At 63.1% G+C, this 18,445-nt stretch carries 7 protein-coding genes; 2 read left to right on the top strand and 5 right to left on the bottom strand.

Annotated elements, in window-relative coordinates:
* Positions 1–5: 5 nt before the first annotated feature.
* From AC07S6_RS23020 to AC07S6_RS23000, 5 genes are all read right to left on the bottom strand, one after another.
* Positions 6–1,325: an Nramp family divalent metal transporter gene (locus AC07S6_RS23020; RefSeq protein ID WP_054918680.1), complete on the bottom strand. Its 1,320-nt coding sequence runs from the start codon at positions 1,323–1,325 to the stop codon at positions 6–8.
* Between the two features lie 42 nt (positions 1,326–1,367).
* Positions 1,368–2,921: a DUF726 domain-containing protein gene (locus AC07S6_RS23015; protein WP_495113128.1), complete on the bottom strand. Its 1,554-nt coding sequence runs from the start codon at positions 2,919–2,921 to the stop codon at positions 1,368–1,370.
* Positions 2,922–3,054: 133 nt separating this feature from the next.
* Positions 3,055–3,360 carry an XRE family transcriptional regulator gene (locus AC07S6_RS23010; RefSeq protein ID WP_105226565.1) on the bottom strand — a complete coding sequence of 102 codons (306 nt, stop codon included), beginning with the start codon at positions 3,358–3,360 and terminating at the stop codon, positions 3,055–3,057.
* Positions 3,353–3,718: a type II toxin-antitoxin system RelE/ParE family toxin gene (locus tag AC07S6_RS23005; protein WP_495113127.1), complete on the bottom strand. Its 366-nt coding sequence runs from the start codon at positions 3,716–3,718 to the stop codon at positions 3,353–3,355. Before AC07S6_RS23005 ends, AC07S6_RS23010 begins: the two co-directional genes overlap by 8 nt.
* A 212-nt stretch (positions 3,719–3,930) precedes the next feature.
* Positions 3,931–15,318 carry an autotransporter-associated beta strand repeat-containing protein gene (locus tag AC07S6_RS23000; protein ID WP_495113126.1) on the bottom strand — a complete coding sequence of 3,796 codons (11,388 nt, stop codon included), beginning with the start codon at positions 15,316–15,318 and terminating at the stop codon, positions 3,931–3,933.
* 431 nt (positions 15,319–15,749) lie between these two features.
* Between AC07S6_RS23000 and AC07S6_RS22995 the strand changes: the two genes are divergently transcribed.
* Together AC07S6_RS22995 and AC07S6_RS22990 are read left to right on the top strand one after the other, a co-directional pair.
* The gene (locus AC07S6_RS22995) at positions 15,750–17,561 is read left to right on the top strand and encodes a monovalent cation:proton antiporter-2 (CPA2) family protein (protein ID WP_495113125.1); all 1,812 of its coding nucleotides are present in this window, start codon (positions 15,750–15,752) and stop codon (positions 17,559–17,561) included.
* Positions 17,562–17,633: 72 nt separating this feature from the next.
* Positions 17,634–18,188 carry a DcrB/PsbP domain-containing protein gene (locus AC07S6_RS22990; RefSeq protein WP_490615379.1) on the top strand — a complete coding sequence of 185 codons (555 nt, stop codon included), beginning with the start codon at positions 17,634–17,636 and terminating at the stop codon, positions 18,186–18,188.
* The last annotated feature ends 257 nt before the right edge of the window (positions 18,189–18,445 follow it).

Genomic DNA, 18,445 nt, shown 5'->3' with positions numbered 1-18,445 from the left:
CTAGCTCAGAACACCCACTGCCCAATCAACCATGCATTCGCCCCACTGATCACCGCGAACAAAAACCACGCCAGCAGCCGCGTGGGCAACCGGTTGACGAAGGGCCCCATCAATTGCTTGTCGCCGGTCATGCGGATCAACGGGTACAACGCAAAGGGCAATTGCAGGCTCAGGACCACCTGGCTGAGAATCAGCAGCTTGCCGATGGCATCATCACCCATCAGCCATACGCCCAGAAACGCCGGGATCAACGCCAGCCCACGGGTAATCAGGCGGCGCTGCCAGCAAGGTATACGTAGGTTGAGGTAACCCTCCATGATCACTTGGCCGGCAATGGTGCCGGTAAAGGTCGAACTCTGGCCCGAAGCCAGCAAGGCGATACCGAACAAGATGCTGGCGAAAGCACCGCCGACCAAGGGGTCGAGCAGGTGATAGGCGTCCTGGATCTCCACCACATCGGTATGGCCGGTCTTGTAGAAGGCTGCAGCCGCCAGCACCAGGATGGCGGCGTTGACCAACAGCGCCAAGGCCAGGGAGCCGATGGTGTCGATACGCGCCAGCTTGACCGCGTCCTGTTTGCTCGCCAGGTCCTTGCCGATCAGACGGGTCTGCACGATGGAGGTGTGCAGGTAGAGGTTATGGGGCATGACCGTGGCGCCGAGGATACCGATGGCCAGGTACAACGGCGCCGCATCGCTGATAGCCGACAGTGACGGGGTGAACCCGCTGAGCACGTCGGGCCAGTAAGGTTTGATCAGCACCAGTTCGATGAAAAAGCACACGCCGATGGTGGCGACCAGCGCCAGCATGATCGCTTCAAGGCGGCGAAAACCACGATTTTGCAGAGCCAGGATCAACAGCGTATCGAAAGCAGTGATGACAATGCCGGTGGTCAGCGACACGCCCAGCAACAGGTGAAACGCCAGGGCGCAGCCGAGCACTTCGGCAAGGTCTGTGGCGATGATGGAGATTTCCGCCAACACCCACTGGGTACGAGCAGAGCGCTGGCTGTAGCGCTCACGGCACAGTTGCGCCAGGTCCTTGCCAGTGGCGATACCCAGCCGTGAACACAGGCACTGCACCGCCATCCCCGCCAGGCTGGCCAGCAGCACCACAAACAACAGGCTGTAGCCGTAGCGTGAACCGGCTTCAATGGCCGTTGCCCAGTTGCCGGGGTCCATATAGCCGATGGAGATCAACAGGCCGGGGCCAGCGAACATCAGCACCCGTTTAAAAAACGAGGCCTTGGGATCAACAGCGACAGAGCCGGCCACTTCCGGCGGGCAGAACGGGGCGGTGGCGATTTTCGGCAGGCTGAATTTCACGCGGTATTCCAGGCAAATACACAAGACTTGGGCAGCAGCTTATCAGTCGGACGCGACCGTGCGCATCACCGTGTCTCGCGGCAGGTCAAACGCTTCCACCACTTGCACCACCAGCTCCAGTTCCTGGTTGAGCGCCTCGCGCTCCATGCGTTGACGAATCACGCCGATCACCAGTACCGCCAAGGTGGTGATCGAATACGCCGGGCCGGAAAACGCTCGCACCCCGCTGAACAGCAACATCGCCGCAGCCAGCGCCTGGCCCACCACCGGAATCGCCGTAGCCGCACCGCGCCGCAGGATAAACCCGGTCAGCCCGGCCAACGCCGTGCCGCTCAAGGCGGTGGTGGCCGAACGCCCCAGATTGAAACGGTTGAACAGCCCCTGCTCTTTTTGTGCAGCCGCCTTGAGCTCGGACTCGAACGCCTGGCGATCAGCGCGACTGAGTTTGTCCTTGTACTGCTCGATCAGTGTTTCTGCGACCTGCCCTTCGATCTCTGCCAGCGCCACGTGCTCAAGTGGTTGGTCGAACTTGATGCCCAGGCGTTGCGCCACATCGTCGGCAATCTGGCGATAGCCCACGCCATGGCCACGGGCCAGGTTCATAAAGCTATCACCGCCCATGCGCTGCAATTCAATGGCCAGTTTCAACGGCTCGCGCACACTGGCATCAATCGCGGCACTGCGCTTTTGCGCCATCAGTTCAGCAAGAAACTTCAGTTCCTCCGGCCGCGCTTGCACCAATGCCGGGTACAGGTCCACGTCCGCTTCGGCAAAACGCACTTCACTGCTGCGTGAGTCCACAAGGATCATGCCGCGCCGCTCCTGCAGCAAATCGGTGTACTGCACCACCGTCTTCAACTGCGGCCAATAGGCGGCATGATCGAAGCTGGCCAGGTGCACATTGGTGACCTTGGACTTGAGCGCGGGCGTTACGTCAATCGCATAGCGGCCAATGCAACGCTCGGTGTCGGGTTTCATGGCCAGCGCCCAGTCCTTGCTGGAGTGGCAGTTGATCAACCGCCCCTTGAGCGGCGCCGACACATCGTCCCAGGGGCTCGATGTACAAATCGCCCCGCCCATCAACAACAGGTTATCGAGTGGCAGTTCGCGAGCGATCTCGGGGCTGGCCAGCAAGCTCTTGACCAGGATACGCGCGCCCAGGGAGTGGCCGATCAGGTTGATACGCCGTACCGGCAGCGACTGGTCGTGCAGGTAGCCGGCCAGCTCTGGCAATAACGTCTTGGCCACTTCATCGACCCGTGCCTCGACACTTTTGTAATGGTCGAGAAAATAGGCAATGGCCTTGCCCACGCCCACCGTCGCCGCGCCCAGGCCGCCACCGCCGAGCAGCGAGGCGAGCACGTCTTTGAACGGTGCGAACAGGTTTTCCAGAAAATGCCCCGCCGGCCAGAACAACATCAGGTTGGTCGACCCTTCGATACCGGCCAGTTGCTCCTTGAAACTGCCCAGTTGCTGACGGTTGAAGAATGCCGAATAACCGTGAACATAGAGATTGAGCACATCCCCCTGGGGCTCGCCACACAAGACGAACGTGGGTTTGCGGGTGCGGTGCATTTCATCCCACTGGTGTTGCATGGGGCGGTGACTCCTGGCGGCAAGGGATGGCGATAGTAACAAACAGAGCCGACAAGGAAGGTGAATCCTGACCGACGTTCGCCACGCTCAGGACAATGGGAATAGCCTGAATCTGGCGAAGAGCCCAGCTACTTCAACAGGCAAAGTTGTCAATTTTGACCTGGCCATCCGGAAAAGTGGCGATGATTTCCAGCTCGCCCCCCATCGCACGTATGTAGTCACGCAACGTGCTGATGTACATATCAGTACGACGCTCCATCTTCGAAACCGCTGCCTGGTTGATATTCAATGCCTTTGCCAGGCTTGCCTGGCTCAGTTGCTGGGCTTTGCGCAACTCATGCAGCGGCATTTCTTTCAAGTGTTGCTGAAATATCTGCTCGGCATCGGCGCGCGCCTCAGGTGTCATGCGAGCTTTCAGTTCCGCGAATTTCTTAGCCATGGTCACGGCCCTCTCTACGCAATGAGTCTAAATGTACGTCGTACAGCTTCTCTGCCAAGGGTACGTACTCGTGGTACCAACGGTGCTGTGCGGTTTTATCGCCACCTGTCAGCAACACTGCACAGCGCCGAAAATCAAAGGCATACAACACCCTGTAAGGTCGCCCTGCATGCTGTACCCGCAACTCTCGCAGGTTGCCGTGCCGAGCACCCTTGATATCGCTGCTATGGGGAAAGCGCAGCCCAGGCCCGAACAGCCCCAGCAAATCAACACTGGCAGCCACCGACGATTGCTCCTTTGCATCCAAGCCATCCCACCACTCTTCGAATTCATCCGTGTATTCAATGTCCCAGACCATGCAAATATGCCACCCGAGGAATATAAACTCAAGTGCATAACTTTAGGCCGGCGTCGGTTGGTCGCCAGCCGTGTTCCGGAAGAAATTGTATTCACATCCTTCAGGCTGCCCGGTGAGCAATAAATGCCCTGCTTTCATGAACCAACGTACTTCTTCAAAAAATCTTCCAAAAAAAACCGCCCTTTCGGGCGGTTCAAAAAACTCGGCCGTGATCAAAAACCGAGGGAGAAACTCACGGTCACTGCGTGGTCCTTGTCGTTACGCGAGAGTTGGCCCGAATAGCCCAGGCCCAGTCTGCCGTTCTGGCTGATCTGGTAATCCAGCCCCGCTTCCACCACTGCGCTGTCCTTGGCAATCGGCACGCCTTGGGTGCTGAACGAGCCACCGCCATTGATAAAGCTCAGGTCGGCGTCGGGCTTGGTATCACCGAAGGCATGGCGCCAGCCGATGCTGCCCCGTGGGGTGATTTTCGAGCCGTTGCCCAGGGTGATGGTCTGGCCAATGCGCACGCCCAGGGTCGAGTAGGTGATGTCCTGGTCGGCATCGCCACGCAGGGCTGCCGAACCGCCTTTTTCCTTGATGGTGTCGCTGTCGTAGTTGACGTAGGCCAGGCCGGCGAACGGTTCCAGGGCCACGCTAGGGGTTTGGATGGTGTAGCCGACTTCACCGAACACCTGCGCACTGCGTGCCTTGTAATCGGCTTTGAGGCGTTGGCCCTCGGCACCGACGGCCACGTTGCGCTTGCTTTCGACGTCATGCCAGCTGTACGCCACGCCCATGCGTGCGGCGAAGGCTTCCTGCTGGTAGGCGGTGTAGGCCATCAGGTGGTAGCTGTCCACATCGGCGCTGGAATTGCGGCGCTTGGCGTCCAGGTCGCTGCGGGTGTAGCCGGCGGCCACACCGACGCGCCAGGCGTCGTCCACTTGCTTGTCGGTACCGAGCAGGAAGCCGCTGAGGTTGCGGTCCAGCTTGGCGCTGTTGCTGTCACCGCCCATATGGCCCCAGGTGCCGAGCACGCGCATCCAACCGACCATCTCGCCGTGGCAACCGGCGCTGCTCAGGTGGTTTTCGCTGGGTGCCAGGGCATTGCGCGGGTCGTCCTCGCGGTAGCAACCGGGTTGGCGCAGGCGCTCGTTGACCGCATCACGCACGTAACGCGAGTCTTCAAGCATGGCGCTGGCGGTGCTGGCGTGGATTTCGCCGGACAAGCTGTCGAAGGCCGCGCGTGCCGCCGCTGCATCACCGTTAAGCAGTGCGTTTTGCACCGCTGCGCCACCGACTCCGGTGCCTGTGCCCAACGCCGCCGCCACGCCGCGCTGGTTACCAGTGGCCGCCACGCTGGCGTAACTGACGTCGTTGCGGCTGACCGCCAGGGCCACTTGGGTTGGGCTGTAGTTCAACGCGGAAGTGAGGAACGCCAGGTTCTCCAGATTGGTGGTGGCAAAGGTACCGTTGACTGCGCCCGCGGTCAGCAGCGTATAGGTGGTGGCGCCGGCATAGGGTGCCAGGTTGACCACATTCAAGGTGCCGCCCAGGTTGGCGGTGCCGCCCACGGCCAGGGAGCCGGTGGTGGATGGGGTGATCACCAGGTTCAGCGCACCGGTACTGGCGTTGGTGAAGTTGCCGGCCACGGTCAGCTTGCCGCCGTCGGGTGTCACCGAGCCGTTGTTGACCAGCGAACCGACACTGCCGTTACCGGTCAGCCCCGCACCGTTGGCCACGGTGACTTGGCCGCCGAGCACGGCGCCTGGGTTGGCCGCGTTGCCCACTTGCAACACGCCCTCTTCCACCGCCACGGTGCCGCTGAACGGCTGGTTGCCGGTCAGCAACAGCGCGCCTGCGCCTTGCTTGATCAGCGCACCGGTGCCGCTCAAGGTGCCGCTGAACTGGCCATTGGTGCGCTGGGTAAACAACAACCGTGCGTTGTTGAGGATCCTGCCACGCAGGCTGGTGGTGGTGCCCGCCAGCGTACCGCCACTGACGGTAGTGCCGCCGGTGTAGGTATTGGCGCCAGTCAGCAGCAAGGTGCCCGCATCCAGCTTGTTGATGCCGCCGGTTCCCACCAGCGGAGCATCAATCTGGGCGGTCACGCCGGAATTGACCCGCACTGGCGCCAGGCTGCCATCCGCCGCATTGGTCGGGCTCAAGCTGCCGCCTTCGCCGGCCGTCAGCACGTAGCCGGCGTCCAGCACTTGCAGGCCAGTGAAGCCTTGGTTGCCAACCACGGTCACGGTGCCGCCCTGCCCGCCAAATACCGCGAACTGGTTGGTGGACGCCTGCCCCTGGGTGCCGGTCGGGTCAGTCCAGTTGGTGCCCGGGCCCCAGGTGCCACTGCCACCTGTAATGGTGCCATCAGGGTTGGTGGTGCCGCCGTTCCAGAACTGGATCTGCCCTGGCGCGGTTTGCACCACCAGGTTGAGCTGGTTGGCCAGCGCCGTTTGCAGGCTCAGGTTGCCCAGTGCCACAGGCAAGGTGCCAAAGGTGAGGCCGTTATCGGTCAAGCTGCCGCCGTAGCGGAACAGTTGGTACACACCGACGCCGAAGCCGCCGGTATCGCTGACGTTGAGGGTGCCGTCCAGAGTCAGGTTGCCCGCCACGTTCACCGCCGTACTGGAAGCACCCGGCGCACCGAGGGCGAAGTCCAGGGTGGTGCCCGATGACAAGGCCAGCGAACCCACCGACAGCGGCGTCGCGGCGCCGGCTTGGAGCACCGAGCCGTCGGCCATGTTCACCGCACCGCCCAGGGTGCCGCTGCCGCCGAGGGTCGCGCCGCTGGCGACTTGTACCGCGGCGCTGTTCAAGGTGCCGTTGACCAGCAGGCTGCCGGTGTTGACGTTGGTAGTACCGGTAAAGATGTTGTTGCCAGTCAGCAGCAATGCTCCGGTGCCGGTTTTGTTCAGTACACCAGCGCCGGTAAGGTTGCCGGTGTAGGTGCCGTCGGTGGCTTGCTCAAAGGTCAATGCCGCATTGTTGGCGATGGCGCCTTGCAGGCTGGTGGTATTGCCCGTGGTGCTGCCGCCGTTGAGCGTGGTACCGCCGCTGTAGGTGTTGGCACCTGTCAGCAACAAGGCGCCGCTGCCATTTTTCACCAGGCTGCCGCTGCCGCTGATCACGCCGTTGAGGGCCAGGTCGTGGCTGCCGGCCAGGGTCAGCGGGCCACCCAGGTTGAGGGTATTGGCCAGTTGCAGGTCGGTGCTGCCATCCAGTTGCGCCGCGCCGCCGACCGTCAAGGCACCACTGCCCAAGGCAGCATTATTGCCAAGGATCAATTGACCGGCGTTCAGGCCAGTGCCGCCGCTGTAGCTGTTGACGCCATTGAGCGTCAGCGCTGCCGCACCGTTTTTCACCAGGCTGCCGCTGCCGCTGATGCCACCGTTGAGGGTCAGCGCGTTGCTGCCTGCCACCGCCAAGGCACCGTTGAGCACGGCCGCATTGGCCAGGCTGACCGCCGCGTTGCTGTCCAGGGTGGTGCCGCCGGCCGCCGTCAGAGCGCCTGTGCCGAGGGCACTGTTGTTGCCCACCACCAGGGTGCCGCCATTCAGCGCGGTACCGCCGGTATAGCCATTATTGCCGTTGAGTACCAGGGTGCCACTGTCGAGCTTGGCCAGGGTGCCAGCGCCGTTGAGGGTCACGCCCAGGGTCGCGGTGGCGTTCGGGTCGACGCGCACCGCGGTGTTGCCGGTGCCGCCATTGACCAGGTTGAGCACGCCCGCCGTGCCGGAGCCCAGGGTGTAGCCATCGGTGACGAACTGCATGCCGGTGATGTTTTGCGTACCGTCCACCGTCACGTTGCCCGCCGCGCCTTGGAACACCGCGAAGCTGTTGGCCCAGCCTTGGTTGAGGGTGCCGTCGACATTGGTCCAGTTGGTATTGCCGGCGTTCCAGGTGCCGTTGCCGCCGTCAATCGCACCGTTGCCGATCAGGCTGTTGCCATCCCAGAACTGCACGGTGGTGTTGGGCGCAGTCACCAGCAGGTTGACCTTGTTGGTGATCGCGGTCTGCACTTGCAGGTCGCCCGGCACCACGCTGCCTGGCAGTGTGCCAAGAGCCAGGCCGTTATCGGTCAAGGCCCCGGTGTAGTTGATAAGGTTGTAAACGCCGCTGCCAAAGCCACCGATATCGGTGACATTGAGGTTACCGTCCAGGGTCAGATTACCGCCGACATTCAGCAGGCCTGTGCCGCCACCCAGCACCGGAGTGCCGAGACCGACATCCAGGTTCGAGTTGCCACCCAGCACCAACGAGCCCACCGACAGTGTGCTGCCGGTGGCCAGGCCGATGTGCCCACCGTCGGCCACGCTCACCGCACCGGCCAATGAGCCGCTGCCGGCCAGGGTTGCGCCGCTGTTCACCGCCACCGTGCCGCTGGCCAGGGAACCGGTGACATTCAAGGTGCCGCCGTTGACGTTGGCCGCACCGCTGATGGCATTGCTGCCGCTCAGGTTGAGCACCCCGCTGCCGTTTTTATCCAGGTTGCCGGCGCCGTTGAGCGCACCGCCAAAGCTGTTATCCAGGTTACTGCCACCCACCGCCAGCGTGTTGCCGCCAGCCACCTGTACCACGCCGTTGCCGGCCAGGCTGTTGAGGTTGGCGTTGCCACCCAGGTTGAGGCTGGCGCCGCTGCCGACAGTGACGCCGGAGGTGGTGCCCAGCGCACCATTACCCGCAGTGGTCACGCTGCCGGCCGCCACGGTCAGTGGGCCGCTGAAGCTGTTGTTGCCAGTCAGCAGCAGGTCCGCCGCGCCATTCTTGATCAGCGCTGCATTGCCAGCGAGTACGCCGGCCAGGGTCAGGTTGTTGCTGCCAGCGACGCTGAGGTCGCCATTGAGGTTGACCGCATTGGCCAGCACCAGCGGCGTGCTATTGGCCAGGGTCGCCGCACCGCCGACGGTCAGCGCGCCCGAGCCCAGGGCCGTGGTGCTGCCGAGGGTCAGCGTACCGGCATTGAGTGCCGTGCCGCCGCTGTAGGTATTGGCGCCGTTCAGGGTCAGGTTGGCGCCACCGGCCTTGCTCAACGAACCACTGCCGTCCACCACGCCGTTGAGGCTCAGGTCGTTGCTGCCGCCGACGGTGAGCGCGGCATTTAGGCTGGTGTTATTGGCCAGGGCCAACGCGGTGTTGGTGTCCAGGGTGGCTGCCCCATTGACCGCCAAGGCACCACTGCCCAGGGCCGACGCATTGCCCAGGGTCAGGGAGCCGGCATTCAACTGCGTGCCGCCCAAGTAGGCATTGGCGCCGTTGAGCGTGAGGTCGCCCGCGCCGGTTTTGGTCAGCCCACCGGTACCGCTGACCAGGCCGTTCAGGCTCAGGTCGGCGGTGCCTAGAATGCCCAGGTTGCCGGCCAGATTGACCGTATTGGCCAGGGCGACCGCCGTGCTGCTGTCGAGGGTGGTGCCGGCGGCCGCGTTCAGGGCGCCACTGCCCAGGGCCGTGTTGGAGGCCAGGATCAGGCCGCCTGCGTTAAGTGCGGTTGGGCCAGCATAGGTGTTGTTGCCACTGAGGGTCAGGTTGGCGATGCCATTCTTGATCAGGCTGCCCGTGCCCGCCACGGTGCCGGCCAGAGTCAGGGCATTGCTGCCGCCGAGGGTCAGGCTACCGTTGACGTTGAGCGCATTGGCCAGGCTGACCGCGGTGTTGCTGTCCAGGGTGGTGCCGTTGGCGGTGGTCAGTACGCCGCTGCCCAGGGCACTGTTATTGCCGACCACCAGGGTGCCGCCATCCAGGGCGGTGCCGCCGGTGTAGCTGTTGGCACCGTTAAGCACCAGGGTGCCGGTGTCGAGCTTGGCCAGGGTGCCGCCGCCGTTGAGCGCGACGCCCAGGGTGGCAGTGACGCCGGGATCGACACGTACGGCGGTGTTGCCGCCCACGCCGTTGAACAGGGTCAAGGCGCCCGCTGCCCCGCCGGCCAGGTTGTAGCCATCGGTGACGAACTGCAAACCGGTGATGGCTTGCGCGCCGTCAACCGTGACAGTGCCCGCCGTGCCTTGGAACACGGCAAAGCTGTTCGGGGTCCAGGCTGTATTGAATGCGCCGTTGACGCCGGTCCATTGGTTGCCGCCTGCACTCCAGGTGCCGCTGCCGCCTTCGATGGTGCCGTTGCCCGTGGTTTGGCTGCCATCCCAGAACTGCACATTGGTGCTGCCGTTGACCAGCAGGTTGATCTGGTTGCCAATCGCAGTTTGCAGGTCCAGGTCGCTGGCCGGGATGTTCACCGGCAGGCTGCCCAGTTGCAGGCCGTTGTTGGTCAGCCCACCGGTGTAGTCGATCAGGCGGTAGATACCCGCACCGAAGCCGCCGATATCCGTGACGTTGAGGGTGCCGTCCAGGGTCAGGTTGCCATTGACCTGAACCAGCGCCGTGCCGCCAGTGGCGGGCGCGCCGAGGCCCGCATCCAGGTTGGCGTTGGCATTGAGCAGCAGCGAACCGGTGGTCAGGGTCGCGCCGGAGTTGACGGCCAGGTGGCCGCCATCGGCGATGTTCACATTACCCAGCAAGGTGCCGGTACCGCCGAGGGTGGCGCCACTGCCCACCGCCACATTGGCGCTGGCCAGGGAACCATTGACGAGCAAGCTGCCGGCGTTGACCTGGGCGTCCCCGGTCACCACGCTGAGGCCACCGAGGGTCAAGGCGCCCGTGCCGTCTTTGGCCAGGTTGCCGAGGCCTGCCACGACCCCGTCGAAAGTGCTGTCGAGGTTATTGTTGCCGACGCTCAACGTGCTGCCGGCGCCTACGGTTGCAAGCCCGGTACCCGTGAGGGCGCCCAGGCTGGCGCTGCCGCCCAGGTTCAAGGAAGTACCGCTCGCCAGGTTGACCCCGGCGCCGACACCCAGTGCTCCATTGCCCAGCGTGGAGAGGCTGCCCGATTGCACATCGAACAGGCCGTTGAAGGTGTTAGTGCCGGTCAGGCTCAAGTCAGCCGTGCCGGTTTTGACCAGGCTACCGTTGCCGGCCAGCACGCCGGCCAGGGTCAGGTTGTTGTTGAGAGCGCCCACGGTCAGCCCAGCGTTGAGGTTGACCGCATTGGCCAATACCAGCGGCGTGCTGTTGGCCAACGTGGCCGCGCCGTTTACGTTCAAGACGCCGGTACCCAGGGCCGCTGCCGTGCCCAGGGTCAGCGTGCCGGCGTTGAGGGTGGTGCCGCCCTGGAAGGTGTTGACGCCATTGAGGATCAGGTTGGCCGCGCCGTCTTTGCTCAGGCCAGCCGTGCCGGTGACCAGGCCACCCAGGGTCAGGTCATTGCTGCCGGTGACGGCGAGGTTGGCGTCAAGCACGACGCCATTGCCCACACTCAGCGCTGCCGTGTTATCCAGGGTCGCCGTGCCGCCAACGGTGAGGTTGCCCAGGCCAAGGGCGGTGGCGCTGCCCAAGGTCAGCGTACCGGCGTTCAGGGTGGTGCCACCCAGGTAGGCGTTGGCGCCGCTGAGGATCAGATTGGCCGTGCCCTCCTTGGTCAGGCTGCCTGCACCGTTGATTGCGCCGCCGAGGGTCAGGTCAGCGGTGCCGCCGATGCCCAGGTTGCCCGCCAGATTGATCGCGTTGGTGGTGGCGACCGCCGTGCTGGCGTCCAAGGTGGTACCGCCTGCGGCATTCAACACGCCCGCGCCCAGCGCCGTATTGCTGGCCAGGATCAGCCCGCCTGCGTTCAAGGCCACGGGACCCAGGAAGGTATTGGTGCCGCCGAGTGTCAGGCCTGCCGTGCCATTCTTGACCAGGCCACCGGTGCCGCTGATGGCGCCATTGAGCGCCAATGCGTTGCTGCCGCCGACCGTCAGGCTGCCGTTGAGTACCGCATCATTGCCAAGGGTTACGGAGGCGTTGCTGTCCAGGGTGGTGCCCGCCGCAGCGGTCAGCGTGCCGGTACCCAGCGCGGTGTTGCTGCCGACCACCAACGTGCCGCCATTGAGCAAGGTGCCGCCGGTGTAACTGTTGGCACCATTGAGCACCAGCGTGCCGGTATCGAGTTTGTTCAGCACGCCCGCGCCGGCGATATCGACGCCGAGGGTGGCAGTCGCCAGTGGGTCGACGCGCACGGCGAAGTTGCCGCTGCCGGTGCTCAACTGCCCACCGGTGCCATTGACCAGGCTGTAGCCATCGGTGACGAATTGCAGACCGGTGATGGTTTGCACGCCATTCACGCTGACAGTCCCCGCCGCGCCTTGGAACACGGCAAAGCCGCCGCCCCAGGTCTGGTTGGACAGGCCGTCGGCCGAAGTCCAGTTGGTGCCACCCGCTGTCCAGGTGCCGCTGCCACCGTCAACAGTGCCGTTGGCAAGGGTGTTGCTGCCGTCCCAGAAACGAATATTCGGCGCCGCTACCACCAGGTTGACCTGGCTGCCCACTGAGGTCTGTACCAGCAGATCACCCAGGCCATAACCCAGCGGCACCGTGTTGACGTTCAATGCGCCGGTCAAGCCGCCGGTGTAGTTGATCAAGCGATACACGCCGGCGCCAAAGCCACCGGCATCGCTCACATTGAGGTCGCCGGCCAGATTCACGTTGCCACCGACATTCATCAGCGAGGTCAGCGACGGTGCGCCAAGCGCCACATCCAGACTGGCCCCGGCACTCATGTTCAGGCCGCCAGCCGACAAGGTCGTGCCACTGCCCAGCGCCAGGTGCCCGCCGCTATTGATATTCGCCGTACCCAAGAGCGAGCCACTGCCGGTGAGGGTGCCGCCGCTGTTCACGTTGACCAACGCGCTGCCCAGAGAACCATCGACATCCAGGGTGCCCGCGTTGATCGCCGTGTTACCGGTGATGCCATTGATTCCGTTGAGCGTGAGCGTGCCGGTACCCACCTTGATCAAGCTGCCCGCGCCGCTGAGATCACCGTCAAAGGTACTGCTGGTGCTGACGCCACCCACAGTGAGGTTCAAACCGCCGCCGACTGCCACACCACCTGCACCGCTGAGGCCGGCCAGGCTGGAATCGACACCCAGGTTCAGTGCGGCGCCGGTGCTGACATTGACGCCAGAGGTGTTGCCCAATGCACCGGCGCTACCGGTGGTGACGCTGCCGGAGACAATATTCAATGATCCGGTAAACGTGTTGTTGCCGCTCAAGGTCAGGTCAGCCAAGCCATTTTTGATCAGCGCACTGGCGCCGCTGAGCACGCCGCTGAGGTTCAGGTCATTGTTGCCCGCGAGCGTCAGGTCGCCATTCAAGGCAATCCCGTTGCCCAGGGTGAAGGTCGCGCTGGTATCCAGAGTTGCCGCACCGCCGACCGTCAAGGGGCCTGCGCCCAATGCGCCTGCCGTGCCCAAGGTCAACGTACCGGCGTTGAGGCTGGTACCACCGGTGAACGTGTTGGTGCCGTCAAGGGTCAGGTTGGCCAGGCCATCCTTGATCAGCGCACCCGCGCCGCTGACCACACCGCCCAGGGTCAGCCCATTGGTGCCACCGACGGTCAGCCCGGCGTTGAGGGCAATGCCATTGCCCAACGCCACCGCCGAGGTGCTGTCCAGGGTGGCGGCGCCGCCGACGGTCAAGTTGCCCAGGCCAAGCGCCGTGTTGCTGCCGAGGGTCAGGCTGCCTGCGTTCAGGGTGGTGCCACCCAGGAAGTTATTGTTGCCGCTGAGTGTCAGGCCGGCCGCGCCGTCTTTGGTCAGGCTGCCTGCACCGTTGACCGTGCCGCCCAGGGTCAGGTTGGCGCTGCCACCGATTCCAAGGTTACCGGCCAGGTTGATCGCGTTAGTCAGCGTGGCACTGGTGCTGGCGTCCAGGGTCGTGCCTGCGGCTGCATTCAACGTACCCGCACCCAAGGCACCGGTAGCGCCAATCACCAGCTTGCCGCTGTTGAGTGCCGTGTTGCCCAGGTAAGTGTTCGCTTGATTGAGGATCAGATCCGCCGGGCCGTTCTTGATCAACCCACCAAGGCCCGCCACCACACCGCCAAGGGTCAGCGCGTTGCTGCCGCCAAGGGTCAGGTTACCGCCCAGGTTGAGGTTATTGCCCAGGCTCACTGCTGCACTGGCATCCAGCGTGGTACCCGCCGAGGCGTTCAACACACTGGCGCCGAGCGCAGTATTGGAGCCAACCACCAGCGAACCGGCGTTGAGGGCCGTGGCGCCGGTGTAACTATTGTTGCCCGTAAGCACCAAGTTCGATACGCCCTCCTTGATCAACCCGGAACCACCGCTGACAACCCCGCCAAGGGTCAGCGGGTTCACGCCGTCCACGGTCAGATTGGCGTTCAAGGCGATTGCATTGCTGGTGGTCAAGGCTGCATTGCTCTGCAACGTACTCGCACCCGCAACGGTCAAGGCACCGGTACCTAGCGCCGCGGCATTGCCCAATGTAAGCGTGCCGGCGTTCAAGGTGGTACCACCCTGGAAGGTGTTGGTGCCACTGAGGATCAATTCGCCGGTACCCGCTTTGCTCACACCCGCGGCGCCCGAGATCACACCGCTCAGGGTCAGCCCGGTCGAGGCGCCCTGTACCGTTAAACCACCGGTCCCCAGGGTCATCAGGTTGGCCAGTGTCAGGCCGTTGCCGGTGGCCTCGATAGCGCCGCCGTTGGACGTGAGCACACCGCTGCCAAATGTCGCGTTGTTATTGAATTGCGCCACACCGCCATTGAGCGTAGTGCTGCCGCTGACCAACGGCCCCTGCAACGTCCAGGTGCCACTATTGATGGCCAGGTTGTTGAAGTTGACATAGTTGGCGCTTGAAGCCGTGCCGGTGCCTGTACTGCCACCACCGACGCCCGTCGTGTTTTCAAGGATCAGCGAGTTGCTGCCGCCTGCGCCGCCGTCCACCTGGCCGGTGGGCGCGAACGTCAGGTTCACGCCGATCAGTCCGCCAAGGCTTAAGCCGAGGCCGCCGCCGTTGGTCACTTGCGAGCCCGTGACTGCCGTAAAGGTGTTGGTACTGGCGGCCCCCATCGACACGCCGCCAGAGATAGTGCCGGTGTTGCGGAACGTGTTCCCTGTAGTGGAGCTCTCGAACGCCACGCGCCCGGTCAGGGTGCCGTTATTCGTCATATTGACCTGCCCGCCACCCTGCACGGCCACCACCGGGGTATCGGAAGTGAACAGCGACAGGCCGAGCAAAGAAGAAGAACCAATGACCCCGTTGTTGACGATCGTGGTGGTGCCGCCTGCGCCGTTGGTGGCGTTCAGGGCCATGCCGTCCAGCGAGGCAAGGTTCAGCCCCAGCAACGCGCCAGTACCGCGCATGATGCCGGTCGCGCTGTTGGTGATGTTCAATGCGCTGGCTGCCGTGTTGCCGATCACTACGCCACCGCTCAGCACCGAAACCAATCCGAGAAGTGCCGGGTCAATGGTGCCGGAGTTGTTCAACGTCGTGTTGTTGCCGGTCAGGGTCAGTGCTTTACCGCCCAACGTCGCATTGAGCTGCGCCCCCGCGTTGACATTGACCGTCAGGCTGTTGACTGCACTGCTGAAGGTATTGAGAAACAGCGGCAATGTCGGCACACCCGTACAGGTCACCGTCGCTCCAGCGCTGGGACTCGCCGGGCTACAGGCGGCGAACACATCCGGGCTCGCCAGCCCCATCACCAGCCCGGCCACGCCCAGGCGGATCGCAAGGGAAAGCGCAGAAATACGAGTTAAAGCGGCAGTCGCAAGTCTTTTATCCACGTTCTACTCCTTGTGGTCCAAGCCTTTCATCCGTGACTGCGTGCACGCCTTGCTTCAACGATCCACACGCATCGAATTCGAAACACCTGACCGTGGTGACTACTGATCCAGTTTTTCGAAACGTTAGTAGACCTGCGCGAAAGCCATTGAATTAAATGGTATTAATACTTTCGTAAAACCGGTGTAAGAATGGGATGAGAGCCAACATCCATTGACTGTCGCGACAAAAATACAAGTTTCAAAATGTGAAAAAGCGCTCTAATAGCGCTCTATTTCCCCTGCTGTGGAATATTTTTGTGGCCAGAGATTGCTCCCGCTCGGGTGCGCAGCGCCCGCATTTTTTTGGGGCCGCTTCGCAGCCCAGCGGGAGCAAGCTCCCTCGCCACACTGCCCCTCCCCCGAGTTGATCTACGTAAACGATGGAGTTCGTGATGCCCCATGAAGGCAATCTGTTACAAGCAGCCGTGGTGTTCCTGTTCGCCGCCGTGCTGGCCGTGCCCCTGGCCAAGCGCCTGCAATTGGGCGCGGTGCTGGGCTATCTGTTTGCCGGTGTGATCATCGGCCCGTCAGTACTCGGCCTGATCGGCAACCCGCAAAGCGTGGCGCAGTTTTCTGAACTGGGCGTGGTGTTGTTGCTGTTCATCATCGGCCTGGAATTGTCACCCAAACGTTTATGGGTAATGCGCAAGGCGGTGTTCGGTGTCGGTCTGGCCCAAGTGCTGCTCACCGGCATGGTGATGGGTGCGGTCGCGCTGTGGCTGTTTGGCCAGTCGTGGAACAGCGCCATCGTGCTGGGCCTGGGCCTGGCACTATCCTCCACGGCGTTTGGCCTGCAAAGCCTGGCCGAACGCAAGGAACTCAACCAACCCCACGGGCGCCTGGCCTTTGCCATCCTGTTGTTCCAGGACATCGCCGCCATCCCGCTGATCGCCATGGTGCCGTTGCTGGCCGGCAGCGATCATCCGACCACCGAGGCCCAAGGCCTGCAACATGTGTTGCAGATCCTCGGCAGCATCGCCGTGGTGATCATCGGCGGGCGCTACCTGTTGCGCCCGGTGTTTCGCATCGTGGCCAAGACCGGCCTGCGCGAAGTGTCCACCGCCACCGCGTTGCTGGTGGTGATCGGCACCGCCTGGCTGATGGAGTTGGTGGGCGTGTCCATGGCCTTGGGGGCCTTCCTCGCCGGCCTGCTGCTGGCGGATTCGGAATACCGTCACGAACTGGAATCCCAGATCGAGCCGTTCAAGGGCCTGCTGCTGGGGCTGTTTTTCATCAGCGTGGGCATGGGCGCCAATCTCAGTCTGCTGCTCAGCACACCGCTGGTGGTGATCGGCCTGACCCTGCTGCTGATCGGCTTGAAGCTGCCGCTGCTGTACGCCGTCGGGCGGATGGTGGGCGACCTCAACCGCGAAAGCGCTTTACGCCTGGGCGTGGTGCTGGCGGCGGGGGGTGAGTTCGCCTTTGTGGTGTTCAAGATCGGCCGCGACCAGGGCCTGTTCGAACCGCAACTGTACGACGTGCTGGTACTCACCATCACCCTGTCCATGGCCGTGACCCCGCTGCTGTTGCTGGTGTGCCCGAAGCTGTTCAAGCCCAAGGCCAAGCCGGTGGAAGTACCCGAGGAATACCGTGCCATCGAAAGCGATGCGCCCCGTGTGGTCATCGCCGGCATGGGCCGCATGGGCCAGATCGTGGCGCGCATCCTGCGCGCGCAGAACATCTCGTTCATCGCCCTCGACACCTCGGTGGAAACCATCGAGCTGACCCGCAGTTTCGGCGGTATGCCGGTGTTCTACGGCGACCCCCAGCGCCCGGAAATCCTCCACGCGGCCAAAGTCGATCAGGCGGAATTCTTCGTGATCGCCATGGACGACCCAGAGATCAACATCAAGACCGCCGAGTTGGTGCGCAACCTCTATCCGCACATGAAGATCATCGCCCGTGCGCGTAACCGCCAGCACGTACACCGCCTGGTGGACCTGGACGCTTCACCGGTGCGCGAAACCTTCTACTCCAGCCTGGAAATGAGCCGCCGTACCCTGGTCGGCCTCGGTTTGAGCCAGGCCCAGGCCGATGCGCGCATCAACCGCTTCAAGACCCACGACCAGCAGGTACTCGCCGCCCAACACGCGGTATACGACGACGCGGCCAAGGTCATGCAAACCGCCCAGGAAGCCCGTGCAGAACTGGCGCGCCTGTTTGAAATGGACAGGCTTGAGGAAGCGTCTTCCGACAAAGTGTGACGGGGCCGATGAACGAGATTGCGAATTTTCTGACAGAATACGCCGCAATTTCGTTCATCCCCGGAGTGCTTCATGGCCACGTTCACCAAGACCGCAATGCTGCTGGCCCTCGCGCTCACCGCCGGCAGCGTGTTCGCTGCTGCCAAGCCCACCACACAGACCATCTCCACCTTGGGTGGCAAGTTCACTTTCAAACTGCCCAAAGCCTACAGCGCCGACACCCTGCCCTCCGGCACGGCGCAAGACGGCACCGCTGACACCCAAGGCACCCTGTACGCTAACTCGACGACGAAAAGTGTGGTGATCGTCGCCGAAACCGTGCGCAACGATGGGGCAACTATCCAGGATAACGATCCAAAGTTCCTCGACGGCGCCGTGGCTGATTTCGTCAAAGACCAGAGCGCCGCCATGCCCGACTTCAAGAAACTGGGCGAGAAGAAACTCACTTACAAGGGCCTGGGCCTGCGCCAAGTGGACAGCAGCGCCACCCAAGGTGGTGGCAAGACCTTGAACTCCACATTCCTGGGTGGTTCGGGCAACCATTTGCTGGTGATTCAGGCCATTTCCCGGGCGGATGATGTGAAGGGGCATGCGCAGTTGGTGAAGCAGATTACAGGCGGCAAGTAGCCCCCTCTTCCAGCCAACACAAAACCCATGTGGGAGCGGGCTTGCCTACGATGGCGGTGTATCAGTCACTGAATCTTTTACTGAGCCACCGCTATCGCAGCATAGGCATCTACATAACTCTGTAAGCTCAACGGTAACCACGATGCGAAGCGAGCCGCTCTTGATCTTGCTCTTGATCTGAAGCGCCCCGTCAAACCACGCTGGCCGGAATTCGACAGGGATTTGGGGGGTAAACCGGCAGGGATGCCGGTTTAGCC

The organism is Pseudomonas sp. GW821-FHT07B01 (assembly GCF_059419065.1).
Note: the sequence above shows the minus strand (reverse complement) of the source record. Positions and strands in the feature narration are given on the sequence as shown.

Coding starts and splice junctions, on each gene's coding strand:
- AC07S6_RS23010 (WP_105226565.1), bottom strand. CDS start 3,360: ATGGCTAAGAAATTCGCGGAACTGAAAGCTCGCATGACACCTGAGGCG.
- AC07S6_RS23015 (WP_495113128.1), bottom strand. CDS start 2,921: ATGCAACACCAGTGGGATGAAATGCACCGCACCCGCAAACCCACGTTC.
- AC07S6_RS22990 (WP_490615379.1), top strand. CDS start 17,634: ATGGCCACGTTCACCAAGACCGCAATGCTGCTGGCCCTCGCGCTCACC.
- AC07S6_RS23005 (WP_495113127.1), bottom strand. CDS start 3,718: ATGGTCTGGGACATTGAATACACGGATGAATTCGAAGAGTGGTGGGAT.
- AC07S6_RS22995 (WP_495113125.1), top strand. CDS start 15,750: ATGCCCCATGAAGGCAATCTGTTACAAGCAGCCGTGGTGTTCCTGTTC.